At 65.8% G+C, this 25,213-nt stretch carries 23 protein-coding genes and 1 other RNA gene; 10 read left to right on the top strand and 14 right to left on the bottom strand.

The features are described 5' to 3' along the window. From VAR608DRAFT_RS22995 to VAR608DRAFT_RS22985, 3 genes are read left to right on the top strand one after another with little or no spacing between them, the layout of a single operon-like run. Window positions 1-501 carry a dihydrofolate reductase gene (locus VAR608DRAFT_RS22995; RefSeq protein WP_088956169.1) on the top strand — a complete coding sequence of 167 codons (501 nt, stop codon included), beginning with the start codon at window positions 1-3 and terminating at the stop codon, window positions 499-501. After that, window positions 498-1,277 (top strand): exodeoxyribonuclease III, encoded by a 780-nt coding sequence (gene xth / locus VAR608DRAFT_RS22990; RefSeq protein WP_088956168.1) that lies wholly within the window; start codon window positions 498-500, stop codon window positions 1,275-1,277. Before VAR608DRAFT_RS22995 ends, xth begins: the two co-directional genes overlap by 4 nt. Continuing rightward, entirely contained in the window at window positions 1,274-1,771 is a 498-nt protein-coding gene (locus VAR608DRAFT_RS22985; protein ID WP_088956167.1) for a hypothetical protein, read from the top strand. Before xth ends, VAR608DRAFT_RS22985 begins: the two co-directional genes overlap by 4 nt. A gap of 127 nt (window positions 1,772-1,898) precedes the next feature. On the opposite strand, the gene ntrC is transcribed toward VAR608DRAFT_RS22985, so the two are convergent. From ntrC to ompA, 14 genes are all read right to left on the bottom strand, one after another. Next, entirely contained in the window at window positions 1,899-3,434 is a 1,536-nt protein-coding gene (ntrC, locus tag VAR608DRAFT_RS22980) for a nitrogen regulation protein NR(I) (protein WP_088956166.1), read from the bottom strand. 22 nt (window positions 3,435-3,456) lie between these two features. Then, on the bottom strand, window positions 3,457-4,533 hold the full coding sequence (glnL, locus tag VAR608DRAFT_RS22975) for a nitrogen regulation protein NR(II) (RefSeq protein WP_088956165.1): 1,077 nt from the start codon (window positions 4,531-4,533) through the stop codon (window positions 3,457-3,459). Further along, a complete protein-coding gene (locus VAR608DRAFT_RS22970) occupies window positions 4,533-5,048 on the bottom strand; it encodes a hypothetical protein (RefSeq protein ID WP_088956164.1) in 516 nt (171 codons plus the stop codon). The genes glnL and VAR608DRAFT_RS22970 overlap by 1 nt, the downstream gene beginning before the upstream one ends. A 209-nt stretch (window positions 5,049-5,257) precedes the next feature. Next, window positions 5,258-6,673 carry a type I glutamate--ammonia ligase gene (gene glnA, locus VAR608DRAFT_RS22965; RefSeq protein WP_088956163.1) on the bottom strand — a complete coding sequence of 472 codons (1,416 nt, stop codon included), beginning with the start codon at window positions 6,671-6,673 and terminating at the stop codon, window positions 5,258-5,260. 147 nt (window positions 6,674-6,820) lie between these two features. Continuing rightward, on the bottom strand, window positions 6,821-7,621 hold the full coding sequence (locus tag VAR608DRAFT_RS22960; protein WP_088956162.1) for a competence/damage-inducible protein A: 801 nt from the start codon (window positions 7,619-7,621) through the stop codon (window positions 6,821-6,823). Next, window positions 7,618-8,490: an EI24 domain-containing protein gene (locus VAR608DRAFT_RS22955; protein WP_088956161.1), complete on the bottom strand. Its 873-nt coding sequence runs from the start codon at window positions 8,488-8,490 to the stop codon at window positions 7,618-7,620. The genes VAR608DRAFT_RS22960 and VAR608DRAFT_RS22955 overlap by 4 nt, the downstream gene beginning before the upstream one ends. A gap of 47 nt (window positions 8,491-8,537) precedes the next feature. Continuing rightward, window positions 8,538-9,509, bottom strand: a complete 972-nt coding sequence (locus tag VAR608DRAFT_RS22950; protein WP_088956160.1) for a sterol desaturase family protein — start codon at window positions 9,507-9,509, stop codon at window positions 8,538-8,540. A 31-nt stretch (window positions 9,510-9,540) separates the two neighbouring features. Further along, the gene (locus VAR608DRAFT_RS22945) at window positions 9,541-10,338 is read right to left on the bottom strand and encodes a polysaccharide deacetylase family protein (protein WP_088956159.1); all 798 of its coding nucleotides are present in this window, start codon (window positions 10,336-10,338) and stop codon (window positions 9,541-9,543) included. Then, entirely contained in the window at window positions 10,325-11,311 is a 987-nt protein-coding gene (locus VAR608DRAFT_RS22940) for a YVTN family beta-propeller repeat protein (RefSeq protein WP_088956158.1), read from the bottom strand. Before VAR608DRAFT_RS22940 ends, VAR608DRAFT_RS22945 begins: the two co-directional genes overlap by 14 nt. 29 nt (window positions 11,312-11,340) lie before the next feature. Then, complete coding sequence (locus tag VAR608DRAFT_RS22935) at window positions 11,341-12,099, bottom strand: 16S rRNA pseudouridine(516) synthase (protein WP_088958928.1); 759 nt, start codon at window positions 12,097-12,099, stop codon at window positions 11,341-11,343. 49 nt (window positions 12,100-12,148) lie between these two features. Further along, window positions 12,149-12,535: a transfer-messenger RNA gene (ssrA, locus tag VAR608DRAFT_RS22930) on the bottom strand. A gap of 13 nt (window positions 12,536-12,548) precedes the next feature. Further along, window positions 12,549-13,217: an HAD family hydrolase gene (locus VAR608DRAFT_RS22925; protein ID WP_088956157.1), complete on the bottom strand. Its 669-nt coding sequence runs from the start codon at window positions 13,215-13,217 to the stop codon at window positions 12,549-12,551. Further along, complete coding sequence (gene ubiG, locus VAR608DRAFT_RS22920; protein ID WP_088956156.1) at window positions 13,217-13,936, bottom strand: bifunctional 2-polyprenyl-6-hydroxyphenol methylase/3-demethylubiquinol 3-O-methyltransferase UbiG; 720 nt, start codon at window positions 13,934-13,936, stop codon at window positions 13,217-13,219. The genes VAR608DRAFT_RS22925 and ubiG overlap by 1 nt, the downstream gene beginning before the upstream one ends. Before the next feature lie 130 nt (window positions 13,937-14,066). Continuing rightward, window positions 14,067-14,714 carry an outer membrane protein OmpA gene (ompA, locus tag VAR608DRAFT_RS22915; RefSeq protein WP_088956155.1) on the bottom strand — a complete coding sequence of 216 codons (648 nt, stop codon included), beginning with the start codon at window positions 14,712-14,714 and terminating at the stop codon, window positions 14,067-14,069. Window positions 14,715-14,938: 224 nt separating this feature from the next. Here ompA and gyrA point away from each other — a divergent pair, with 224 nt between their 5' ends. From gyrA to rpsA, 7 genes are all read left to right on the top strand, one after another. Then, window positions 14,939-17,587 carry a DNA gyrase subunit A gene (gene gyrA, locus VAR608DRAFT_RS22910; RefSeq protein WP_088956154.1) on the top strand — a complete coding sequence of 883 codons (2,649 nt, stop codon included), beginning with the start codon at window positions 14,939-14,941 and terminating at the stop codon, window positions 17,585-17,587. Further along, window positions 17,584-18,177 (top strand): DUF2059 domain-containing protein, encoded by a 594-nt coding sequence (locus VAR608DRAFT_RS22905; RefSeq protein WP_088956153.1) that lies wholly within the window; start codon window positions 17,584-17,586, stop codon window positions 18,175-18,177. The genes gyrA and VAR608DRAFT_RS22905 overlap by 4 nt, the downstream gene beginning before the upstream one ends. After that, a complete protein-coding gene (gene serC, locus VAR608DRAFT_RS22900; protein WP_269458492.1) occupies window positions 18,174-19,295 on the top strand; it encodes a 3-phosphoserine/phosphohydroxythreonine transaminase in 1,122 nt (373 codons plus the stop codon). Before VAR608DRAFT_RS22905 ends, serC begins: the two co-directional genes overlap by 4 nt. A 20-nt stretch (window positions 19,296-19,315) precedes the next feature. Then, the gene (pheA, locus tag VAR608DRAFT_RS22895; protein ID WP_088956152.1) at window positions 19,316-20,431 is read left to right on the top strand and encodes a prephenate dehydratase; all 1,116 of its coding nucleotides are present in this window, start codon (window positions 19,316-19,318) and stop codon (window positions 20,429-20,431) included. Between the two features lie 11 nt (window positions 20,432-20,442). Further along, on the top strand, window positions 20,443-21,321 hold the full coding sequence (locus VAR608DRAFT_RS22890; RefSeq protein ID WP_088956151.1) for a prephenate dehydrogenase: 879 nt from the start codon (window positions 20,443-20,445) through the stop codon (window positions 21,319-21,321). A gap of 15 nt (window positions 21,322-21,336) precedes the next feature. After that, a complete protein-coding gene (locus tag VAR608DRAFT_RS22885; RefSeq protein ID WP_088956150.1) occupies window positions 21,337-23,331 on the top strand; it encodes a bifunctional 3-phosphoshikimate 1-carboxyvinyltransferase/cytidylate kinase in 1,995 nt (664 codons plus the stop codon). 171 nt (window positions 23,332-23,502) lie between these two features. Next, window positions 23,503-25,188, top strand: a complete 1,686-nt coding sequence (rpsA, locus tag VAR608DRAFT_RS22880; protein ID WP_088956149.1) for a 30S ribosomal protein S1 — start codon at window positions 23,503-23,505, stop codon at window positions 25,186-25,188. The last annotated feature ends 25 nt before the right edge of the window (window positions 25,189-25,213 follow it).

The raw sequence follows: 25,213 nt of genomic DNA, 5'->3' as shown, positions 1-25,213 counted from the left end.
ATGACGACGCGCATCAACCTCATCCTCGCACGCGCCGCCAACGGCGTGATCGGTCTCAATGGCGTGATGCCCTGGCATCTGCCGGAGGACATGGCGCACTTCAAGCAGCAGACGGTCGGCGCGCCGGTCATCATGGGCCGCAAGACCTGGGACTCGCTGCCGCCGCGCTTCCGCCCGCTGCCGGGCCGCCGCAACATCGTCATCACCCGCCAGCCGGACTGGCAGGCCGACGGTGCAGAGCGCGTGTCGAGCCTGCAGGCAGCGGTGGATCTCTGCGAACGCGACGCGACGCCCGAAGCGTGGGTGATCGGCGGCGCGCAGATCTACGCCGAGGCCGAGCCGCTGGCACATCGCGCCATCGTCACCGAGATCGCGCGCGACTACGGCGGCGACGCCTGGGCGCCGCGCTTCGGCGCCGGCTGGCACGAGATCGAGCGCGAGTCCCACACTTCGGCGAGCGGCATCCCCTATAGCTTCGTTACTCTCGAGCGAAATCCATGAAGATCGCCACCTGGAACGTCAACTCCCTCACCGCCCGACTGCAGCACGTGCTCGACTGGCTGATCGCCAACCCCGTCGACGTGCTGTGCCTGCAGGAGCTCAAGCTGAGCGACGACAAGTTCCCGCTGGAAGTCCTGAAGTCCGCCGGCTACGAAGCCGCGGTGTTCGGGCAGAAGACCTACAACGGCGTCGCAGTGCTGAGCCTCGCGCCGACGCGCCACGTGGTGAAGAACATCGTCGGTTTCACGGATGAACACTCGCGCGTCATCAGCACGACCATCGACACGCCGTCCGGCGAATTGCGCATCGTCAACGGCTACTTCGTGAACGGCCAGGCGCCGGGCACGGACAAGTTCGCCTACAAGATGAAGTGGCTCGAAGCCCTGCGCGACTGGCTGCGGCAGGAGCTCGCCCTGCATCCCGACCTCGTGCTGCTCGGCGACTTCAACATCGCGCCGGAGGACCGCGACAGCTTCGACCCGGTGGGCCTCGCGGAGACGATCCATCACACCACCGAGGAGCGCAACCACTTCAAGGACCTGCTCAAGCTCGGGCTGACCGACAGCTTCCGCCTCTTCGAGCAGCCCGAGAAGAGCTACTCGTGGTGGGACTACCGCATGCTGGGCTACCAGAAGAACCGCGGCCTGCGCATCGACCATATCCTGGTGAGCGATCCGCTGGTGCCGCGCGTGAAGGGCTGCGTGATCGATCGCGCGCCGCGCAAGTGGGAAAAGCCCAGCGACCACGCACCGGTGATTCTGGAGCTCGCACCATGACACACGCTCTCGCTCTTGCGCTTCTCGCGGCTGCGATCGGTCTCGCCGGCTGCTCGGCGCTTCAGAAGGAACGCGAAGGCGAGGCCGCCAAGGAAGCGGCAGCCGCACCCAGCGCGCCGGTGCAGGAGACCACCGGCCGGACGATCACCGCCCAGACGCCGGAAGTACGCGCCTACCGCAAGCTCGGTGCGCAGTACATCTACAAGACGTATCCAAAGCGCATCTACAAGGGCAAGATTCCGCCGCTGGTCTATGCAGTGGTCGTGACCGAGACCGACATCGATGCCACCGGCAAGGTGACGGGCGTGCACTTCAGCCGCACGCCGAGCCATGCGCCCGAAGTGCCGCCGATGATTGCGGACCTGATCAAGGAGGCGTCGCCGCTGCCCAACCCGGGCAGGGTCGGTGCCCACACCTATGTCGACACCTGGCTGTGGGACAGGAGCGGCCAGTTCCAGCTCGACACGCTGACCCAGGGCCAGCGCAGCCGCTGATCAAGGCCCAGGCCGGCGCCGGGCCGCCAGCGCGCGGCGAAGTCCGCGCTTCGCGCAGACGGGCGGCCTGCTGACTCCCCCTCGGGGGGCAGCGAGTACACGCAGTGACGGAGCGTGGGGGCCACATTCACTCCAGCCCCAGTTCCTGGATCTTCCGGGTGATCGTGTTGCGGCCGATGCCGAGCTTCTGCGCGGCCTCGATGCGGCGGCCTCGGGTGTTCGCGAGCGCCGTGAGGATCAGCCGTGACTCGAAGCGGCGCGACAGCGCATCCCAGACGTCGGTCCGGCCGGCCGCCAGCATGCTTTGCGCTTCCGATTCGAGTCCGCTTTCCCACGTCGCAGCCGGCGCGCTCGCAACGGCCGCCGGTGCCACGGGCTGCATCGCAGGCAGGGCGACGGCTGCGGCAGCAACCGGCGCGGCCGGGGGCTGTTCATGCTCGGACGCCAGTGCGGGTGCCACGGCAGCCGGTGCGGCAGGTGCCTCCGTGGAGGCATTCGCCAACACTTCGGGCGGCAGGTCCTTGGCCTCGATCAACTGCGCCGGCGCCATGACCGTGAGCCAGTGGCAGATGTTCTCGAGCTGCCGAACGTTGCCCGGGAAGCCAAACGCCGCGAGTTGGGCCAGCGCCGCGTCGGAAATGCGCTTGGGCTCGACGCCGAGCTGCTTGGCGCTCTGCTGCAGGAAGTGGCGTGTGAGCGCGGGCACGTCCTCGCTGCGCTCGCGCAGCGCGGGCAGGCGCAGGCGGATCACGTTGAGCCGGTGGAAAAGGTCTTCGCGAAAGCCCCCTTGCTTGACGCGCAGCTCCAGGTCCTGGTGGGTCGCCGCGATCACGCGGACGTTGGCCTTGACCGAGTTGTGACCGCCGACGCGGTAGAAATGCCCGTCGCTCAGCACCCGCAGCAATCGCGTCTGGAGATCGAACGGCATGTCGCCGATTTCGTCGAGGAAGAGCGTGCCGCCTTCGGCCTGCTCGAAGCGGCCGCGCCGCATGGTCTGCGCGCCGGTGAACGCGCCGCGCTCGTGGCCGAAGAGTTCGCTCTCCAGCAGGTCCTTCGGAATGGCGGCGGTGTTGATGGCGACGAAGGGCCCGTTGGCGCGCGGCGAATGCTTGTGCAGCGCGCGCGCAACCAGCTCCTTGCCCGAGCCCGACTCGCCGGTGATCAGCACCGTGACGTTGCTCTGCGAAAGCCGGCCGATGGCGCGGAACACGTCCTGCATCGCCGGCGCCTGGCCGAGCATCTCGGGCGTGGACGCCATGCGTTCCTCGGCCACCTCTTCGCGCTGGCTTTCGTCGACGGCGCGGCGGATCAGCTCCACAGCGCGCGGCAGGTCGAAGGGCTTCGGAAGGTATTCGAAGGCTCCCCCCTGGAACGCCGACACGGCACTGTCCAGGTCGGAGAAGGCGGTCATGATGATGACCGGCAGTCCGGGGTGCTTGGCCTTGATCTTGTCGAGCAGGTCGAGGCCGGAACCACCCGGCATGCGGATGTCGCTCACCAGGACCTGGGGGCCCTGCAGATCGTCGTCGGCTGCCGCTTCGAGTGCGGCGAGGACTTCGCGCGTGTTGGTGAAGCTACGGGTCGGCAGGTCTTCGCGCAGCAGCGCTTTCTCCAGCACGAAGCGGATTGATTGATCATCATCCACTATCCAGATCGGCTTCATGCAGCTCCTTGTTGCGTGGCTGCTAGGGCAGCGGTATCAGTATCTTGAAATCCGTCCGGCCCGGAACACTGTCGCACTCGATCACGCCGTGATGCTGCTGCACAAAAGTCTGTGCAAGCGTCAATCCCAGGCCTGTCCCGCCTTCCCTGCCCGATACGAGCGGATAGAAGATGCGGTCCTTGATCGAGTCCGGCACGCCCGGACCATTGTCGATGACATGCAATTCCAGTGCCAGTCGATACCACTGTTTGTTGAATATGACCTGACGAGCGACACGCGTCTTGAGCGTGATCTGCGCGTCGCCCGCAGCGCGCCGTTCGGCGAGCGCCTGCGCGGCGTTGTGGACGATGTTGAGCGTCGCCTGGATGAGCTGCTCGCGATCGCCCCGAAACTCGGGGATCGAGACGTCGAAGTCGCGCTCGATGTGAAGGTCGCGCGGAAACTCCGCGAGGATCACCGAGCGCACGCGCTCGCACACTTCGTGGATGTTGACGTCGCCCACCACGTGCGGCCGGCGGTGCGGCGCGAGCAGGCGGTCGACCAGCGTCTGCAGCCGGTCTGCTTCGTGGATGATGACCTGCGTGTACTCGACGAGGTCTCGCGACTCGACCTCCATCTGGAGCAGTTGCGCGGCGCCGCGGATGCCGCCGAGCGGGTTCTTGATCTCGTGCGCGAGATTGCGGATGAGCTCCTTGTTGGCCTGCGCCTGGTCGAGCAGGCGTTCCTCGCGGTCCTGGCGCACCTGCTGCTCGAGCGGCGACATCTCGATGATGAGCTCGCCGGCCTTGTCGCTCTGCGCGATCGTGACCTGCACCGGCATCAGCTCGTGATTGACCCTGCGCAGCATCGCCTCGTAGCGAAGCGTCGCGAAGTCGTTGCTGCTCGCGCCCTCGATGGCGGTGCGCAGCACCTGGGGTTCATTGAAGCAGGCCCCGAACTGCGAGCCTTCGAGCGTCCGCCGCGACGTGCCGAGCGCGTCCTCGAGGCCCGCGTTGGCAAACAGGACCGACCCGTCGGTGCGGACCACCGCGATCAGCGTGGAGAGCAGGTCGAAGGCCAGGAAGCGTTTGCCGGGGCCCGCCGGTTTGCCAAATGCCATCAGCGATTGGCCGCAGCAGGCAGCCGGCCGATTTCGCGCTGGATGCCGTCGATGTCGCTTTGATTGCGGTCGATCTCGGCCTTCATTTCCGCCACGCGGTCCAGGTACTTCTGGTAGTTCTTGGATTCGCTGCCCTGCTTCTCGGGCTCGCCGTTGTTGTAGTCCTTCAGCAGCTGCGCCTGGCGGTCCTGCGCCTTCTTGAGTTCGGCTTCGAGCACCGAGCGCGCTTCGCCGTCGCGGGCGCGCTGATCGGCGCCATCGACGCGCGGACTGCCTGCCGGCGACCGTGCAGCGGCTGCCCCGCTCGACGACGACGCGGCGGACGCCACCGGCCGACTGCCCTGCACGACGGTGACGTTGCCGCCTTCCATGATCTTGCAGCCGCGCTGCTGCGCCAGCGTGGCGTTGTTGGTGTATTCGTTGCCGCAGCGCCAGACGCGCTCCTGCGCATTGGCTTGCATGTTCAGGCCGCCGAAGGCAAAGGTGGCCACCAGGAAAGCGGAAAGAGTCTTCATGATCGTCGATGGAGTGCGCTCAGCCGGACATTTTGATGCAATTCGATGCCGGTGCGACCGAGGCGTTCCTCCTGAAAAAGAAAAGCCCGTCAAAGACGGGCTTTTGTTCGTGAGACACCGCGGAACCGGCGTTGCCGGTCCGCTGGTGTTGCCCCCGGTCGGGGGTCGGCGGAGCGACACGAAGTGCGCGCAGCCTGGGAGCGAGCAAATTACAGCGAATAGTACATGTCGAACTCGACCGGGTGCGTGGCCATGCGGAAGCGCGTGACTTCCTGCATCTTGAGTTCGATGTAGGCGTCGATGTAGGCATCGGTGAACACGCCGCCCTTGGTCAGGAACGCACGGTCCTTGTCGAGGTAGTCGAGCGCCTGGTCGAGGCTGTGGCAGACAGTCGGGATCAGCGCGTCTTCTTCCGGCGGCAGGTGGTAGAGGTCCTTGCTCGCGGCTTCGCCCGGGTGGATCTTGTTTTCCACGCCGTCCAGGCCGGCCATCAGCATCGCGGCGAAGCCGAGGTACGGGTTCATCATCGGATCGGGGAAGCGTGCCTCGACGCGGCGGCCCTTCGGGTTCGCCACGAACGGGATGCGGATCGATGCCGAGCGGTTCTTGGCCGAGTAGGCCAGCTTGACCGGGGCTTCGAAGCCGGGCACCAGGCGCTTGTAGCTGTTGGTGCCGGGGTTCGTGATGGCGTTGAGCGCGCGGGCGTGCTTGATGATGCCGCCGATGTAGAACAGCGCGAATTCGCTCAGGCCGGCGTAGCCGTCACCGGCGAACAGGTTCTTGCCGTCCTTCCAGACCGATTGGTGCACGTGCATGCCGGAGCCGTTGTCGCCGACGATCGGCTTGGGCATGAAGGTCGCGGTCTTGCCGTAGGCGTGCGCGACGTTGTGGATCACGTACTTCTGCAGCTGGACCCAGTCGGCGCGCTGGATCAGCGTGCTGAACTTGGTGCCGAGTTCCATCTGGCCGGCGTTGGCCACTTCGTGGTGATGCACTTCGACCGGGATGCCGAGCGACTCGAGCACCAGGCACATCTCGGAGCGCATGTCCTGGAAGCTGTCGACCGGCGGAACCGGGAAGTAGCCGCCCTTGACCGCCGGACGGTGGCCGGTGTTGCCATGCTCGTATTCCTTGTCGGTGTTCCACGAGGCTTCTTCGGAGTCGATCTTCACGAAGCAGCCGGACATGTCGTTCTTCCAGCGGACGCCGTCGAACACGAAGAATTCCGGTTCCGGTCCGAAGTAGGCGGTGTCGCCCAGGCCCGACGCCTTCATGTAGGCTTCGGCGCGCTTGGCCAGCGAGCGCGGATCGCGCTCGTAGGGCTTGCCGTCGGTCGGGTCGACCACGTCGCAGGTCAGGATCAGGGTGGTTTCTTCGAAGAACGGGTCGATGTTGGCCGTGTTCGGATCGGGCATGAGCAGCATGTCCGAAGCTTCGATGCCCTTCCAACCGGCGATCGACGAACCATCGAACGCGTGACCCGAATTGAACTTGTCTTCGTCGAAGGCGGACACCGGCACGGTCACGTGCTGTTCCTTGCCGCGGGTATCGGTGAAACGGAAGTCGACGAACTTGACCTCGTTTTCCTTGACGAGTTTGAGTACATCGGCGACGGACTTTGCCATCAGGTTCTCCTGGTTTGGATGGTGGTTGGAATGACGGGGAAGAGGGAATGCAGTTTCTGTGCCATTGTCACTGCCCCGAAGGGCGCTTTGGTGCACGCATGCACTCCCGGAAACATGCAAGTTGTAACCAATTTGGTGCGCTCGAGATCATCGCACCAATTCGGGGCCAAGGCGTGCATCAAAGGCGTGCAGGCCTTGCAGAAGCCGGGCGTAGGCGGCGTCGACCTTGTCGGCATCGCCCTTGACGCCGAGCTCGATATGGCGGCCATGCTCGGCATGGTCCACGCTCGGCAGGCTGAACACCTTGATGCCCGGATGCTCGCGCTCGATGGCCTCCATCAATGGCGTGAGCGTGGCTTCCATCGAGCCGAAGACGATCACCGATTTCTCGACGGCGCGGCCTCGCGCGAAGAGCTCGGCATAACGCTCGTCGAGCACCGACTCGATCATCGGCCAGGCCATGACCGGGAAGCCCGGCACGAAATGGACGTCGCCGATGCTGAAGCCCGGGATCTTGTTGTAGGGATTCCGGATGATCTTCGCGCCCAGCGGAAACACGCCCATGTTGAGACGATGCACATTGTCGGGGCGGTCGGGTTCGTAGGGCACGCCCTGCTCCCGCGCGGTGTCCTGCATGCGCTCGCGGATCAGCACCTCGGCCTCGGGGTGCAGCGCCAGCGGGACGCCGAGCGCGGCCGCAGCGCACTGGCGCGTGTGGTCGTCGGGCGTGGCGCCGATGCCACCGGTGGAGAACACCACGTCGCCCGAGGCGAAGGCGCGCGCGAGCGCGGCGGTGATGCGGGCCGGGACATCGCCGACATACTCGGCCCAGGCCAGTTGCAGCCCGCGGGCGGCGAGCAGCTCGATGACCTTGGGCATGTGCTTGTCGAGGCGCTTGCCCGACAGGATTTCGTCGCCGACGATGATCAGACCGAATGACCGGCTCATGGTGCGCTCCACTGGCTTGCGGCGGCCTTGGCGTCCGCCATGTCGATGGCCGGCGGCGCGACCGCGGCGGCCGCCTGCTGCAGGCGCAGCCTTGCGAGCGCGTCCAGGCAATAGTGGGCGAACCAGAGCGCGGAAAACGCGAACACCAGCGTGTAGATCCAGATGGCCATCGGCGCGAGCACGAAGAAGGCGGCCGCGAACAGCAGCCCCGATGCCCAGACGATGCTGGGCGCCGCGCCCAGATAGCCGCACAGCACGCCGATCGCCAGCAGGGGCAGCCGGTGGGCGCGCAGGAGCGCATTGCGCTCCTCGGACGTGGCGTGCTCGGCCAGTGCATCGAAGCTCATGACACGGTAGGTCAGCCAGCCCCAGATCAGCGGCGGAAGGATCAGCACCAGCGGCGGAATCAGCCACAGCGGCATCGACACCACGAGCGCGAGCATCGCAAGGACGGTCAATCCGAGCGAACGGGCCGCGCTGCCCATGAAGGACGCACCCCTTTTCTGCTCCAGCGCAGGAAATCTCCGCTCGGCAACCAGACGCGTCAGCGCCGGCGCCATGAAGCCGGCCACGATCAACAACGACACCACCACGATCAGCGGCGTGACGGCAAGCACCACGAACAGCGGCGCGAGGATCGCCTTGACGTCGCTGGAGAAGATGCCGCCGATCCATGCCCACACGCCCGAGAGCAGGGGCCAAGCATCGAGCGCCTGCCGCGTCCAAGCGACCGAGGCGTCCCAGTAGAAGTAGCCGAGCACCGCCGCGAGGACCACCATCAGCCCGAGCGGCAGGAACGACAGCACGATCACCCGCGGGTGCATGCAATAGGCGACTGCGCGCCAGAACGAATCGAGAAGAAGTCGCATGGGGGGCCCGAGGATAACGCCAGCGCGTGAAGCGAGATTCCGCGCTTTCAGCCTCGGCCGGCCAGCCGCTTCAGGCCGAGCCATTGCTGCGACCAGAAACCCCGGCCGTAGTCCCTCACGCGGCCCTGCGCGTCGGACTCGACCTGGTCGCGGATGCCGGTCGGGTCGTAGCGCTGGTCGAAATTCACGCTGCCGAACAGCATGTCCCACCACGGCAGCAGCACCCCGAAGTTGTGGCCGCCCAGCGTGCGCGGCCCCCCGGACTCGTGCCCGATGCCGATGCTGTGATGCACGCGGTGGAAACGCGGGCTGATCCAGAGCCGCTCGCCCAGCCTGCCGAAGCCTAGGCGCAGATTGGCGTGCTGCAGGCTCTGGCTGAGCTGGGTGAAAGCCACGATCGCAATGAACTGCCTCGGCGCGACGCCGATCAGCTGCGCGACGACGACGATGATGGCGTCGTGGATGAGGTCGTCGAGGAGGTGGTTGCGGTTATCGCTCCACATCGTCATCTGCCGCTGCGAGTGGTGCAGCGAATGCAGCGCCCACCACCAGTTGAAGCGGTGCTGCCCGCGATGGATGAGGTACTCGACGAAGTCGATCACCACCAGGTACATCGCGAAGGCGACCCAGGGGATGTCGCTCACGCCGGGCCAGAGCTCGTCCAGGTGCATCGTCCCCCAGCCGGCCGCGCGCACCATGCCCAGCACCTCGTCGAACAGCGGGTCGACCGCGAAGAACATCGCGAGCCGGAACAGGCCCAGCCGATGGATCAGCGTGTACAGAACATCGGTGCGGATGGCGGGCCGGTCGACCACCGGTTCCACCGGCTTCCAGCGCTGCATCGGCCCGATCACTGCCACCAGCACCGCGATCTGGATCAGACCGACCAGCAGCCAGCCGGTGGCGTCGAAGGCATCTTCGACCCAGCCGCCGAGGCCGATCGCATAGACGATCGGCTGCACCGCGGCCTCGAACAGCCACTGCTGCAATGCCGAGAATTGATCGGTGAGCCACTCCATTGCCGTGCGATCCGGTTCAGGCGCCGATGGCTCAGGAATGCGCCGCGATCCACTCGCGGTACGCCGGATGCTGCGACAGCGTCTGGAAGCAGAAGCCCTTGGCCTTGAGGCCGACGATCAGCGGCTCCAGGTCGGCCGGCGCCCACGGGTCCTTGCGCGACCAGATGCCCAGGTGCGCGAGCAGGATGTCGCCCGGCTGGATGGTGTCGAGCGCCTGCTGGAGCAGCTTCTCGTTGCTGTACTTCTCGCTTTGCAGCTCGTCGCCGAGGAAGCCGGCCGGCGACCAGCCGACGTGCTCGTAGCCGCAGCTCTTGGCCACCTGCAGCAGCTTCGGCGAGGTCTTGCCGCCGGGTGCGCGGAACAGCGGCAGCGGCTTCTTGCCGGTGACGAAGGCGAGCCGGTCGGCGGCCTTCGTGATGTTGTCGCAGTACTGCTTCGCGTCCCACGTGAATTCGCGGTCGGCCAAGGCGCCGGCGGTCGGCCGGATGCGAAAGCGCGGCTCGATGCCCTTGAGGTCGCCACGCCAGTAGGCGTGGTCGTAGGTGTGGGAAGCGAACTCGTGACCTTCGGCTGCCCTCGCCTTCCACCACGGCGCCCAGTGGGTGTCCAGGCTGTCGCCGCCGGTTTCGGTCCGTTCCGCCGCGGCGAAGAAGGTCACGCGCACATCCTGGCGCTTGAGCACGTCGGCCACGAGCGGCGCGATGCCCATGTGGCCCGTATCGAGGGTGAGGTAGACCGGCTTGCTGCAGGTGCCCTCGGCCAGCGCGTTGCTGCTGGCAAGCACCGTCGCCAGCAGCAGGACCCCGAAGGCGCGCCTACGACTTCGCATGCTCGAGGGTCCAGACGCCGTGCGGCGAGCGACCGACATTCACCTGCCGCACGATCTTGTTGCCGACCAGATCGACCACCGTCAGCTTCTTGGCCCAGCGCGAGGTCACATAGAGCGTCTTGCCGTCGGCGGAAACGTCCATGCAGTCCGGCCCGCCCGGCACCGCATAGGTGTCGGTGACCTTGAGGGTCGCGATGTCGATGCGGCTGATCGTGTTGGCGACCCGGTTGCTGATGAACACGCTGCGGCCATCGCCCGCCGACCGGAAGGCATGCGCGCCCTTGCCCGTCGGCAGCTTGCCGACCAGCTTGGGCTCCGTCCCAGCGACGTCGAACACCTGCACGCCGTCGCCGCCGGTCAGGCCCACCAGCAGGGTCTTGCCGTCATGGATGCCGAAAACGTCGGCCGGCATCGGACCGGTGGGCATGCGCCAGCGGATCGACTGCGTGGCGAGATCCACCGCAATCAGCTCGTCGCTGTCCTGCATCGTCACGTAGGCGGTGGTGCTGCGCGGGTCGATCCAGATGTGGCTCGGCGTCTTGCCGGTGGGAATGCGCTTGACGAGCTTGGGCTCCTTGCCGTCCCAGCGGTAGAGGTCGACGTGGTTCAGGCGGTTACCCGCGGTGACGAACCACTTCATGTCGGGCGAGAAGCGCAGCTGGTAGGGATCGATGATCCCGTAGACCACGCGCTGAACTTCGGCCGTGCGCGGGTTCAGGAAGGTCAGCGAGTCACCGGCCGAGTTCGCGACGATCAGCGAGGTCTCGTCGGGCGTCAGATAGAGGTGGTGCGGCTCCTTGCCGGTCGGGATGCGAACCCTTTCGGTCCACGAGGCGGGATCGATCACGCTCACCGTGGCATCGAGGGAGTTCAGCACGAAGACGGGGGGCGGCTCCGCGGCATGCGACGCGAGCGCCGCACAGGCAAACAAAAAGGCCGCAAGGCGGCCTGTCAGGTGGGAAGTGAGACGCAAGGGAGGTTTCCGAAAGAAGAATTCGGATTTTAACGACCGGCGCCCTCCGCCGGCTGACTTGCGCGCGCAACTCGCAAAGCCTCGACTTGCGCAGCATCAAGCCAGCGCCACTCTCCGGGCGCCAGGTCCTGCGGGAGCGCGAGCGCGCCGATGCGCGAACGGTGCAGGGCCTCGACCCGGTTTCCCACGGCGGCGAGCATGCGCTTGACCTGGTGGTACTTGCCCTCGGTGAGCGTCAGGCTCAGGTGGTGGGGCCCGGCGATCTCGCAGGCGGCGGCGCGCACCGGCTTCGGATCGTCGTCGAGCACCACGCCGGCGAGCAGGCGTTCCACCTGCTTCGCATCGATCGGATGCTTGGTCGTCACTTCGTAGACCTTCGGCACATGGTGCTTGGGCGAGCCCATGCGATGGATGAACTGGCCGTCGTCGGTCAGCAACAGCAGCCCGGTCGTGTCCTGGTCCAGCCGGCCGATCGCCTGCACGCCCTGTACCGCCCCCTTGTTCGGCCGCTGACGCAGCGGCGACGGCAGCAAGGTATAGATGCTCGGATAGGTCGACGGCTTCTGGGAGCACTCGGTGCCGGCCGGCTTGTGCAGCATCAGGTAGGCCTTCTCGTGGTACGCCCACTCAGTCCCCTGGACGATGAATCGCAGCCCCGCGGTCTCGAATTCCGAAGCAGGGTCCGTGACCGGCGCGCCGTCCACCCCGACGTACCCCTGCTGAACCAGCCCGGCGCAGACGCGACGTGTTCCGAAGCCCTGTGTGTAAAGGATCTCGTCGATGTGCATCAAAAAGGACCGGCGCCGATGGTCATCCATCGGCGCCGGTTGCATTGAGTGGTGGAGCTGGGGGGATTTGAACCCCCGTCCGTAAGCCTTCTTCGCGCAGATCTACATGTTTAGCGGTCTGTTTTGGATCTCGCCACCGGTGTCGCGCAGTCGCACGCTACACCGGTCGCCAGTACCCTTGGTTCTCGCCCCGATCCAAGGTACCCGGATCGAAGCCAGCCAACGTAGATTAACTTTGCAGCCGGGAGGCGTCGGATTGCTCCGAGCCCCCTTGCCCAGCCCGTTGGCGTGCTGTTGCAAAGCTCACTGGCAATTAAGCAGCGAGTGCGAAACGTTCGTCGTTTGCAGTTAGTTTGTTTGAATCTGTTTAACGAGCACATTCAGCTCGACATGCCCCGCTGCGATTCCGAACCCACGTCGAAACCAGTGCAGCCCCAAGGATCTGCATTTTAGGGCTGATTGAGTAGTTGCAAGAGCTCCAGGGGCGACGCGATGGCCGCGTCGGCGTCCCAGCGCGCGACCTCGGCCTGCTCGCCCATGTAGCCGTAGGTGGCGGCGATCGTCCTCATGCCGGCCGCCCGGCCCGCCAGCATGTCGCGCTCGTCGTCACCGACGTACACGCAGGCTTCGGGCGCCACGCGAAGCCGCCGTGCCGCTTCGAGAAGTGGCTCCGGGTGCGGCTTCGAGTAGGGCGTCGTGTCGCCGCTGACGATCGCGCCGGCCGTCTCGAACAGCGCAATGGCGCGGGTCAGCGGATCGGTGAAGCGCCCCGACTTGTTCGTCACCACGCCCCAGCGCAAGCCGCGTTCGCACAGCGCCTCGACGAGCTCGGCGACGCCAGAAAAGACCTGCGTATTGCGCAGCATCCTCGCCTCGTAATTGAGAAAGAACTCCTCGCGCAAGCTGTCGAAGCCGGGTGCGTCCGGCGTGATGCCGAAGGCAACGCCCAGCATGCCCCGTGCACCGGCTCCGGCCATCGGGCGATAGCGCTCCAGCGGCAGGGATGCAAGACCTCTGGTGATGCGCATCTGGTCGGCCGCCGCGCCGAGGTCGGGGGCACTGTCGATCAGCGTGCCATCCAGATCGAACAGCACGGCCAGCGTTTCCCGCCCACCCATCACTGCACCTGCGCCGGCTTTTGCGTGGCGATCATGTAGTTCACGCTGGTGTCGTCGCTCAGCCAGTAGCGCCGCGTGATCGGGTTGTGCTCCATGCCGCGTGTCTGGCGCAGGTCGAGTCCGGCCGCCCGGCAGTAGGCGGCGAGTTCGCTCGGACGGATCAGCTTCTGGTATTCGTGCGTTCCGCGGGGCAAGAGCCCGAGCAGGTATTCGGCGCCGACGATGGCGAACAGGAACGACTTGAGATTGCGATGGATGGTCGAGAAGAACACCCACCCGCCCGGCTTGACCAGGTCCGCGCAGGCCTTGACAACCGACGCGGGTTGCGGCACGTGCTCGAGCATCTCCATGCAGGTCACGACGTCGAAGCTCCCAGGCTGCTCGGCGGCAAGCGCCTCGGCACTGACGGCGCGGTACTTCACGCCTCGCGTGCCGGCCTCCAGCGCGTGCAGCTGAGCCACCTTGAGCGCCTTGTCGGCCAGATCGATGCCCAGGACCTCCGCGCCCTTTCGCGCCATCGAATCCGCCAGGATTCCGCCGCCGCAGCCGACGTCGAGCACCCTGCGCCCCGCAATCGGCGCAATGCCGTCGATCCACTCCAGGCGCAGCGGGTTGATTTCGTGCAGCGGTCGAAATTCGCTTTCGACGTCCCACCATCGGTGCGCCAGCTCCGAAAATTTGGCGAGTTCGGCCGGATCGGCATTCACGGTATCGGTCATGTGCTGATTATGAATCGGGTCGAATTCGGCCCCACGGCCGATCGAACAGCTCGCCTCAAGAACGCATCGCGCGCCGTGCGGGCATAAAAAAACCCCGCCGAGGCGGGGTTTCATCAGTGATTCGGAAGAATCACTTGTTGGGGCGGGTACCCACCACTTCGATTTCCACGCGGCGGTTCTTGGCGCGGCCTTCGGCGGTGCGGTTGTCAGCGATCGGCTGGGTCTTGCCCTTGCCTTCGGTGTACACGCGGTTCTTTTCGATGCCCTTCGAGACCAGGTAGGCCTTGACGGCTTCAGCACGGCGAACCGACAGCTTCTGGTTGTATTCCTTCGTGCCGATCCAGTCGGTGTGGCCAACCGCGATGATCACTTCGAGGTTCACGTCCTTGATCTTCGAGACGAGGTCGTCCAGCTTGGCGCGGCCTTCCGGCTTGAGGACGTACTTGTCGAAGTCGAAGAAGGCGTCAGCAGCGAAGGTCACCTTCGAAGCAGCGACGGCCGGGGGAACCGGCGCCGGAGCGGGAGCGGGAGCTGCAGCAGCGGGTGCGGGCGGCACGAGGGCGCCGTCGCAACCAGCGGCGGCGGTTGCCGGCGTCCAGTTGGCATCGCGCCAGCAGAGTTCGTTGGTGCCGTTCTTCCAAACCAGTTCGCCGGTGCCGTTTTGCCAGTTGTCGATCGCCGGACCACCGTTCGCGGCGGTGACACGGTTCTGCGCGCCGGCGGCAGTGGCGAGCGCAGCGACTGCAAACATCATCGCCACTTTATTCAGTTTCTTCATGGTTCTCCTCTTGGGGAAAAAGCCGCAGCCGCGCTGCGAATCAAGGACGCTTTAAGTGACCACCACCCAAAACGTTGAGGCGATTGTGCCATAGGGTCTTTCGCAAACAGCCCGGCAGACGCCCCTGAAGCGTAGGACGGAGGCGGAATAGCCAGCTTCTGTTGCGGCGGTGCGACACCCTCCACAGCGTAAAATTTCGCCTCCTTGCCGTCAGCCCGCCGTCCATGACCTCGTTCGCCAAAGAAACCCTCCCCATCAGCCTCGAAGAGGAGATGCGTCGCAGCTACCTCGACTACGCGATGAGCGTGATCGTGGGTCGCGCCCTTCCCGACGCCCGGGACGGCCTCAAGCCGGTGCATCGCCGTGTGTTGTATGCGATGCACGAACTCAACAACGACTGGAACCGCCCCTACAAGAAATCGGCCCGTATTGTGGGCGACGTGATCGGTAAGTATCACCCGCACGGCGACCAGTCGGTCTACGACACGATCGTCCGATTGGCGCAGAACTTCTCGATGCGCCACATGCTGGTTGACGGACAGGGAAATTTCGGCTCGGTAGATGGCGATATGGCGGCAGCCATGCGATATACCGAGATCCGTCTGGCAAAAATTGCGCATGAAATGCTCGCCGATATTGACAAGGAAACTGTCGATTTCGGCCCGAATTACGACGGCTCTGAAAAAGAGCCCTTGGTATTACCGAGCAAACTGCCGAATCTTCTGGTCAATGGCGCCGGCGGCATCGCCGTCGGCATGGCGACCAATATTCCCCCGCACAACCTCAACGAGGTGGTCGACGCCTGCCTCCACCTCCTGCGCCACCCGGATGCCGGCATCGACGATCTGATGGAGATCGTGCCGGCCCCGGACTTCCCGACCGCCGGGATCATCTACGGCATCAACGGCATCAAGGAGGGCTACCGCACCGGCCGCGGCAAGGTCGTGATGCGGGCCAAGTGCCACTTCGAGGAGATCGACCGCGGCCAGCGGCAGGCGATCATCGTCGATGAGCTGCCCTACCAGGTCAACAAGAAGACCTTGCAGGAGCGCATGGCCGAGCTCGTGCACGAGAAGAAGATCGAGGGCATCAGCCACATCCAGGACGAGTCCGACAAGTCGGGCATGCGCCTGGTGATCGAGCTCAAGCGCGGCGAAGTGCCCGAGGTGGTGCTGAACAACCTCTACAAGCAGACGCAGCTCCAGGACACCTTCGGCATCAACATGGTGGCGCTGGTCGACGGCCAGCCGAAGCTGTGCAACCTGAAGGACCTGATCGAGGTCTTCCTGCAGCACCGCCGCGAAGTCGTGACGCGGCGGACCATCTTCACGCTGCGCAAGGCACGCGAACGCGGACACGTGCTCGAGGGCCTGGCCGTCGCCCTGGCCAACATCGACGAGTTCATCGCGATCATCCGCAATGCGCCGACGCCGCCGGTGGCGAAGGCCGAGCTCATGAATCGCGCCTGGGACAGCAAGCTGGTGCGCGAGATGCTCACCCGCACGCGCGCCGATGGCGGCGTGGTCAACGCCGACGACTATCGGCCGGACGGCCTGGACCGCGAGTTCGGCCTTGCCGCCGACGGGCTCTACAGGCTGTCGGAAACGCAGGCGCAGGAAATCCTGCAGATGCGCCTCCAGCGCCTGACCGGCCTCGAGCAGGACAAGATCGTCGCCGAGTACAAGGAAGTCATGGCCGAGATCGACGACCTGCTCGACATCCTGGCCAAGCCCGAGCGGGTCTCGATCATCATCGGAGACGAGCTCGGCTCGATCAAGCAGGAGTTCGGCCAGAGCAAGCTGGGCGTGCGCCGCAGCCAGATCGAGCACAGCGCCTTCGACCTGTCGACCGAGGACCTGATCACGCCGACCGACATGGTGGTCACGCTCTCGCACGGCGGCTACATCAAAAGCCAGCCGCTGGGCGAATACCGCGCCCAGAAGCGCGGCGGACGCGGCAAGCAGGCGACGACGACCAAGGACGACGACTGGATCGACCAGCTCTTCATCGCCAACACGCACGACTACATCCTGTGCTTCTCGAACCGCGGCCGGCTTTACTGGCTCAAGGTGTGGGAAGTGCCGGCCGGCTCGCGCGGCTCGCGCGGACGCCCGATCGTGAACATGTTCCCGCTGCAGGAAGGCGAGAAGATCAACGTCGTCCTGCCGCTCACGGGCGAGAAACGCACCTTCCCTGCCAACCACTTCGTGTTCATGGCGACGTCCATGGGCACCGTGAAGAAGACGGCGCTCGATGAATTCAGCAACCCGCGCAAGGCCGGCATCATCGCGGTCGACCTCGATCCGGGCGACTACCTGATCGGCGCCGCGCTGACCGACGGCGCGCACGATGTCATGCTCTTCTCGGACGGCGGCAAGGCGGTGCGCTTCGACGAGAACGACGTGAGGCCCATGGGCCGCAATGCCCGCGGCGTGCGCGGCATGACCCTCGAAGACGGCCAGGGCGTGATCGCGATGCTCGTCGCGGAGGACGAGCAGCAGAGCGTCCTCACCGCCACCGAAAACGGTTACGGAAAACGGACAAGCATTACCGAGTACACGCGCCATGGCCGCGGAACCAAAGGCATGATCGCCATTCAACAGAGTGAACGTAACGGCAAGGTGGTTGCGGCGACCCTCGTTCACGCCGATGACGAGATCATGCTCATCACCGACAAGGGCGTGCTGGTGCGCACCCGCGTCGCCGAGATTCGTGAACTCGGTCGCGCGACGCAGGGCGTCACGCTGATCGGGCTCGACGAAGGCGCCAAGCTCAGCGGGCTGCAGCGCATCGTCGAGAATGACGCCAACGTCGATAACGAGTCCGGCGCCGACGACACTTCCTCAACATCTTCAACGGAGAATCCTCAGTGAAAAAAATCAAACTCGCGCTTCTGACGGTCGCGCTCGGCGCAAGCTCGCTGGCCATGGCCCAGGACAAGGCCGCGCTGGTCAAGCAGTTCATCGATCTGCAACGCCCCGGCATCGAATCCCTGGCGCGCGGCCTGGTCGAGCAGTCGAGCGCCCCGATCGCCGCTGCCGGCTCGCAGTACCTGCAGACGCAGGTCCCGGCGGAGAAGCGCGAAGCCGCCGCCAAGGCCGCCGATGCCGAACTCAAGAAGTACTTCGACGACGCCTACCCGATCGTGCGCGACAAGGCGGTGCAACTGGCACCGGGCGCCCTGGGCCCGATCATGGAGCAGAACTTCAGCGAAGATGAGCTGAAGCAGCTTCTGGCCTGGATCAGCTCGCCGCTGAGCAAGAAGTACCAGGATCTCAATCCGAAGCTGCAACAGGCGCTGACGGAAAAGCTGGTTGCCGAGACCCGCGCGACGATCGAGCCGAAGATGGTTGCGCTCGACAGCAGCGTCGCCAAGGCACTCGGCGCGCCGACCAATCCGCAGGCCGGCGGCGGCGCGGCAGCACCGAAGGCTGCGCCCGCGAAGGCGCCTGCCAAGAAGTGACGCGGCCGACGGGTCCGCGCCCCTACAACTTCTCTGCCGGTCCGGCCGCGATGCCGGACGCGGTGCTGCAACGCGCCGCTTCGGAAATGCTCGACTGGCAGGGCAGCGGCATGGGCGTGATGGAAATGAGCCATCGCGGCAAGGAGTTCGGCGCGATCTGCACAGAGGCCGAAGCCGATCTGCGCTTCCTCCTCGCGGTGCCGGAGGACTTCCACATCCTGTTCATGCAGGGCGGCGGGCTCGGCGAGAACGCGATCGTCCCGATGAACCTCTCGCGCGGGACCAGCGCGGATTTCATCATCACGGGCAGCTGGAGCAGCAAGTCCCACAAGGAAGCCCAGCGCTATTGCAAGGCGAACATCGCCGCAACCAACGCGCCGGACCAGCACACGCGACTGCCCGATCCCGCGTCGTGGCGGCTTTCCGGCGATGCGGCGTACGTGCACGTGTGCTCCAACGAAACCATCAACGGCGTCGAGTTCCAGGAGCTGCCGGATCTGGCGGCGCTGGGCAGCAAGGCGCCGCTGGTCATCGATTTCTCCTCGCACGTGGCTTCGCGCCCGGTGGACTGGCGCCGCGTCGGCCTCGCCTTCGGCGGCGCGCAGAAGAACCTGGGGCCAGCGGGCCTGACGATCGTGATCGTCCGCGACGACCTCCTGGGCCACGCGCTCGACATCTGCCCGAGCGCCTTCAACTACAAGACCGTCGCGGACAACCGCTCGATGTACAACACGCCGCCGACCTGGGGCATCTACATCGCCGGGCTGACGTTCCAGTGGCTGCGTGCACAGACCGAAGGCGAGCTCACGGGCATCGCCGCCATGGAAGCACGCAACATCGCGAAGGCACGCCTCCTGTACGACTTCATCGACGGCTCGTCCTTCTACGTCAACAAGGTCGCCCCATCCTGCCGCTCGAGGATGAACGTGCCGTTCTTCCTTTCTGATGAAAGCCGCAACGACGCCTTCCTCGCGGGCGCACGCGAAGCGGGCTTGCTGCAGCTCAAGGGACACAAGTCCGTGGGCGGCATGCGGGCCAGCATCTACAACGCGATGCCGCTGGCCGGGGTGCAGGCGCTGGTGAGCTACATGCGAGAATTCGAGCGGTCGCATGCCTAGACGGCATGTGCACCTGACCGATGACCGCACCCGCCCCACAGCCCCAGCACCCTGACAACGCCTCCCTCGCCGATCTGCGCGTGCAGATCGACTCGCTCGACCAGCAGCTTCTCGACCTCCTGAACCGGCGCGCCCATGTCGCCGAACTGGTCGGCGAGGTCAAGAAGCGCGAAGGCACCCCCTATTTCCGTCCCGATCGCGTCGCCCAGGTGATCGAGAAGATGCAGCAGACGAACCAGGGCCCGCTCAAGTCGCAGCATGTCGCCGCGATCTGGCGCGAGATCATGTCGGCCTGCCTGGCCCTCGAATCGCCGCAACGGGTCGCGGTGCTGGGCCCCGAGGGCACCTTCTGCGAGCAGGCCGCCATCGAATACTTCGGCGGCGCCGCCGACCTGATCTATTGCGCCAGCTTCGACGAGGTCTTCCATGCAACGGCGGCCGGCAGCGCCCAGTACGGCGTCGTCGGGGTCGAGAACTCCACCGAGGGCGTGGTCGCCCGCTCGCTCGACCTCTTCCTGCACTCGCCCACCCATGTAGTCGGCGAGGTCAGCCTTCTCGTGCGCCACCACCTGCTGCGCACCAGCAATTCGCTGGAAGGCATCGAGGCCGTCCTGGCGCATCCGCAGGCGCTTGCCCAGTGCCAGACCTGGCTTTCCAAGCACCTGCCGAACGCCGAGCGCCGGGCGGTTTCGAGCAACGCCGAAGGCGCGCGGCTCGCGGCCGGCAACCCGGCCTGGGCCGGCCTGGCGAGCGAGCGCGCCGCAACGCGCTTCGGGCTGCACATCGTCGCCCACGCGATCCAGGACGACTCCTACAACCGCACCCGCTTCGCCGTCATCTGCCTGCCGCAGACGCTGGCCATGCCGCCGGCAACGGGCAAGGACTGCACCAGCCTGGTCGTCTCCGTGCCCAACCGCCCCGGCGCCGTGCACGACCTGCTGGTGCCGCTGAAGACCAACAACGTCTCGATGACCCGGTTCGAATCGCGGCCCGCGCGCACCGGCCAGTGGGAGTACTACTTCTACATCGACCTCGACGGCCACCCCACCCAACCCAACGTTGCGGCCGCGCTGACCGAACTGCGCAAGCTCTGCGCGTTCTACAAGGTCATCGGCGCCTACCCGGTCAATTCCTGAGGCCACGGACGATGTTTGAACAACTGGGCCTGATCGGCTGCGGCCTCATGGGCGGCTCCTTCGCGCTCGCGCTCAAGCGGGCCAAGCTCGTGAAGCGGGTCGTCGGCTACAGCAAGTCGCCCTCGACGACGGAGCGCGCGAAGCAGCTCGGCGTGATCGACGTCGCGGCGCCGTCCGCCCTGCTCGCGGTGTCGGGCGCCGACCTGGTGCTGATCGCGGTGCCCGTGGGCGCATCCGAACAGACCTTCAAGGCGATCCGCCACGGCATCACCGAACAGATGCTCGTGATGGACGTGGGCTCGACCAAGGGCGACGTGATCGAAGCAGCGCGCCGCGGCCTGCAGGACCAGCTGGCGTCGTTCGTACCCGCCCATCCGATCGCCGGCAAGGAGGTCGCCGGCGTCGAACACGCCGATGCCGGCCTCTACACCGGCAAGCAGGTCGTGCTCACGCCGATCAAGACCACCTTGCGTTCCAACGTCCAGCGCGCGACGCAGGTCTGGAGCGGCATCGGCGCGAAGGTCAGCATCATGACGCCGGATGAGCACGACACCATCTTCGCGGCCGTGAGCCACCTGCCGCACCTCATCGCCTTTGCGTTCACGAACGGCCTCGTCACGCAGCCGCAGGGCGAGCGCTTCCTGGAGATGGCCGGCCCCGGATTTCGCGACTTCACGCGCATCGCGGCCAGCGACCCGGTCATGTGGCGCGACGTCCTCATGGCCAATCGGGAGAAGGTCCTGCTCCAGTCGCAGGCCTTCCGGGAAGCGCTGCGGCAATTCGAGGCGCTCCTGGCCGCGAGCGATGCGCAAGCGCTCGAAAACGCCATTGCCTCCGTGAGCAAGTTGCGCAGCCAGTGGCAGCCCGGCGCCATGGGCTCGACCGAATGAGGCCCGCGCACTGACATGTACGCCACACCATTTCTGGACATTCCCGCGCTCGCCGGCGCCTCCGGCACCGTCCAATTGCCGGGATCGAAGAGCATTTCCAACCGAGTGCTGCTGCTGGCCGCGCTCGCCAGCGGCACGACCACGATCCACGACCTGCTGGATTCGGATGACACGCGGGTCATGCTGGACGCGCTGACAGCCCTCGGCTGCACCATCGAACGCAATGGCACGACCGTGAAGCTCGAAGGGCTCGGCGGAGCACTGCGGACCACGAAGGCCTCGCTGTTCCTCGGCAACGCCGGCACCGCCATGCGCCCGCTGACCGCCGCGCTCTCGCTGCTCGGCGGCGAATTCGAGCTCAAGGGCGTGCCGCGCATGCACGAACGGCCGATCGGCGACCTGGTCGACGCATTGACCCAGCTCGGCTGCCGCATCGACTACCTGGGCAACCCGGGCTATCCGCCGCTGGCGATCCACCCGGTCGCGATCGACGCCCTGCAGCTCGACACGCCGATCCGCGTGCGCGGGGACGTGTCGAGCCAGTTCCTCACGGCGCTGCTCCTCGCGCTCCCGCTCGCCGCGCGGCGCGACATCGTGATCGACGTCGTCGGCGAGCTGATCTCCAAGCCCTACATCGAGATCACGCTCAACCTGCTCGCGCGCTTCGGCATCGAGGTGCGGCGCGAGGGCTGGCAGCGCTTCACGATTCCGGCCGGCAGCCGTTACCGCTCACCCGGCGAGATCCACGTCGAGGCCGACGCCTCGTCGGCCAGCTACTTCATCGCGCTGGGCGCGATCGCCAACGGTTCGGGCATCCGGATCGAAGGCGTCGGCGCCGAATCGATCCAGGGCGACATCCGTTTCATCGAGGCCGCGCGGCAGATGGGCGCCCGGGTGGACAGCGGCCCCAACTGGCTTTTCATTTCCCGCGATGCGTGGCCGCTGAAGGCGATCGACATCGACGCCAACCACATCCCCGATGCGGCCATGACGCTGGCCGTGATGGCGCTCTACGCCGACGGGCCGAGCACCCTGCGCAACATCGCGAGCTGGCGCGTCAAGGAGACCGACCGCATCGACGCCATGGCGAACGAGCTCGGCAAGCTGGGCGCGACCGTCGAAGCCGGGCCGGACTTCATCCGCATCCAGCCGCTGCCTGCGGGCGCCTGGCAGCCGGCCACCATTCGCACCTACGACGACCATCGGGTCGCCATGTGCTTCTCGCTCGCGGCCTTCAATCCGGACGGCAAGCCCGTGCGGATCCTCGAGCCGCACTGCGTCGCGAAGACCTTCCCCGACTATTTCGAGACGCTGTTCTCGGTGGCTCAGGCCGGCGAGATTCCCGTGATCTGCATCGACGGCCCGACCGCGTCGGGCAAGGGCACCCTGACGATCGAAGTGGCGCGCCGGCTCGGCTACCACTACCTCGATTCGGGTTCGCTCTATCGCGTCACGGGCATCGCGCTCCGGCGTGCCGGCCTTGCGCCCGACTCCGAGCACGAATCCCGGATCGCCGAAATCGCCGCCGCGCTGCCGCTTTGCTTCAACGAAGGCAAGGTCCTGCTCGCCGGCGAGGATGTCAGCGACGCCATCCGCACCGAGGCCGCTGGCATGGACGCCTCGCGCGTGTCGACGCTTCCCGCGGTGCGCACCGCCCTCGTCGACCTGCAGCGCAGCTTCCGCAAGCTGCCGGGACTCGTCGCCGACGGCCGGGACATGGGCACCGTGATCTTCCCCGACGCGAAGCTCAAGGTCTTCCTGACCGCAAGCGCCGCGCACCGGGCCGAGCGGCGACATAAGCAATTGATTTCAAAGGGAATTTCGACTACACTTGACAGTCTTCGCGCCGACTTGGAAGCGCGTGATCTTCGGGACTCATCCCGCAGCGTCGCACCTTTGAAGCCCGCGCAGGACGCCCGCCTCCTGGACAACTCCCATCAAACGGTCGAGCAATCGGTCGCAGAGGTGTTGTGCTGGTGGCAGGAAATACAGCCGTTCGAGTCTTCTTGAGCGGCGTTTCGGTCCAGCAGGTCCCCACCGCGCGTCAGCGCACCGGCCTGCTGGTTGTTCAACCCCAACCGGGCCCCCAAAGCCCAAACAACCGCCGTCTCCAGACCCAAGCCAGCCGCAAGCACTATTGCATGGGCGTCTGCAAACCCTGCGTGACGGAAGGAACACACAATGTCTGAATCTTTTGCCGACCTGTTCGAAGAATCCCTGAAGCGCTCCGAAATGCGCGCCGGCGAGGTCATCACCGCCGAAGTCGTGCGTGTCGAACACAACCACGTCGTGGTCAACGCAGGCCTCAAGTCCGAAGCCTACGTGCCGATCGAGGAGTTCAAGAACGACAAGGGTGAACTCGAAGTCCAGGCCGGCGATTTCGTCTCCGTCGCCATCGGCAGCGTCGAGAACGGCTACGGCGACACCATCCTCTCGCGCGACACCGCCAAGCGCCTCGCTTCGTGGCTCGCTCTGGAGAAGGCCCTCGAATCCGGCGACTTCGTCACCGGCACGACGAGCGGCAAGGTCAAGGGCGGCCTCACGGTGCTGGTCAACGGCATCCGCGCCTTCCTGCCGGGTTCGCTGATCGACACCCGTCCGATCAAGGACCTGACCCCGTACGAGAACAAGACCCTCGAATTCAAGGTCATCAAGCTCGACCGCAAGCGCAACAACGTGGTGCTCTCGCGCCGCGCCGTGGTCGAAGCCAGCATGGGCGAAGAGCGCGCCAAGCTGATGGAAACGCTCAAGGAAGGCGCGATCGTGCGCGGCGTGGTCAAGAACATCACCGAGTACGGTGCGTTCGTCGACCTCGGCGGCATCGACGGTCTGCTGCACATCACCGACATGGCATGGCGCCGTGTCCGCCACCCGAGCGAAGTGGTGCAGGCCGGCCAGGAAATCACCGCCAAGATCCTCAAGTTCGACACCGAGAAGAACCGCGTGTCGCTGGGTCTCAAGCAGATGGGCGACGACCCGTGGATGGGCGTTTCGCGCCGCTACCCGCAAGGCACCCGCCTGTTCGGCAAGGTCACGAACATCGCCGACTACGGTGCGTTCGTCGAACTCGAGCCGGGCATCGAAGGCCTGGTGCACGTGTCCGAGATGGACTGGACCAACAAGAACATCGCTCCGAACAAGATCGTCTCGCTGGGCGACGAAGTCGAAGTCATGGTCCTCGAGATCGACGAAGACAAGCGCCGCATCAGCCTGGGCATGAAGCAGTGCAAGGCCAACCCGTGGCAGGAATTCGCGCAGAACACCAAGCGCGGCGACCGCGTCAAGGGCCCGATCAAGTCGATCACCGACTTCGGCGTGTTCGTGGGTCTGGCTGCCGGCATCGACGGCCTCGTCCACCTGTCCGACCTGTCGTGGAACGAGCCGGGTGAAACCGCTGTCCGCAACTACAAGAAGGGCCAGGAAGTCGAAGCGATCGTGCTGGCCGTCGACGTCGACCGCGAGCGCATCAGCCTGGGCATCAAGCAGCTCGACAGCGATCCGTTCACCACGTTCACGACCGTGAACGACAAGGGCCAGATCGTGACCGGCAAGGTCAAGAGCGTCGACCCGCGCGGCGCCGAGATCGACCTCGGTGACGACATCGTCGGCTACCTGCGCGCCAGCGAAATCTCCCGCGACCGCGTGGAAGATGCCCGCAACGTGCTCAAGGAAGGCGACGAAGTCACGGCCGTGGTGGTCAATGTGGATCGCAAGACCCGCAACATCCAGCTGTCGATCAAGCAGAAGGACATGGCCGACCAGCAGGAAGCCATGGCCAACCTGAGCCAGCAGGCCGCGCGTGAAAACGCCGGCACGACCAGCCTGGGCGCCCTGCTGCGCGCCAAGCTGGACAACAGCGACAAGTAAGCTGAGTCCGGGGACAGGGCAGGCC

Source organism: Variovorax sp. HW608, assembly GCF_900090195.1.
Classification (GTDB): domain Bacteria; phylum Pseudomonadota; class Gammaproteobacteria; order Burkholderiales; family Burkholderiaceae_C; genus Variovorax.
Note: the sequence above shows the minus strand (reverse complement) of the source record. Positions and strands in the feature narration are given on the sequence as shown.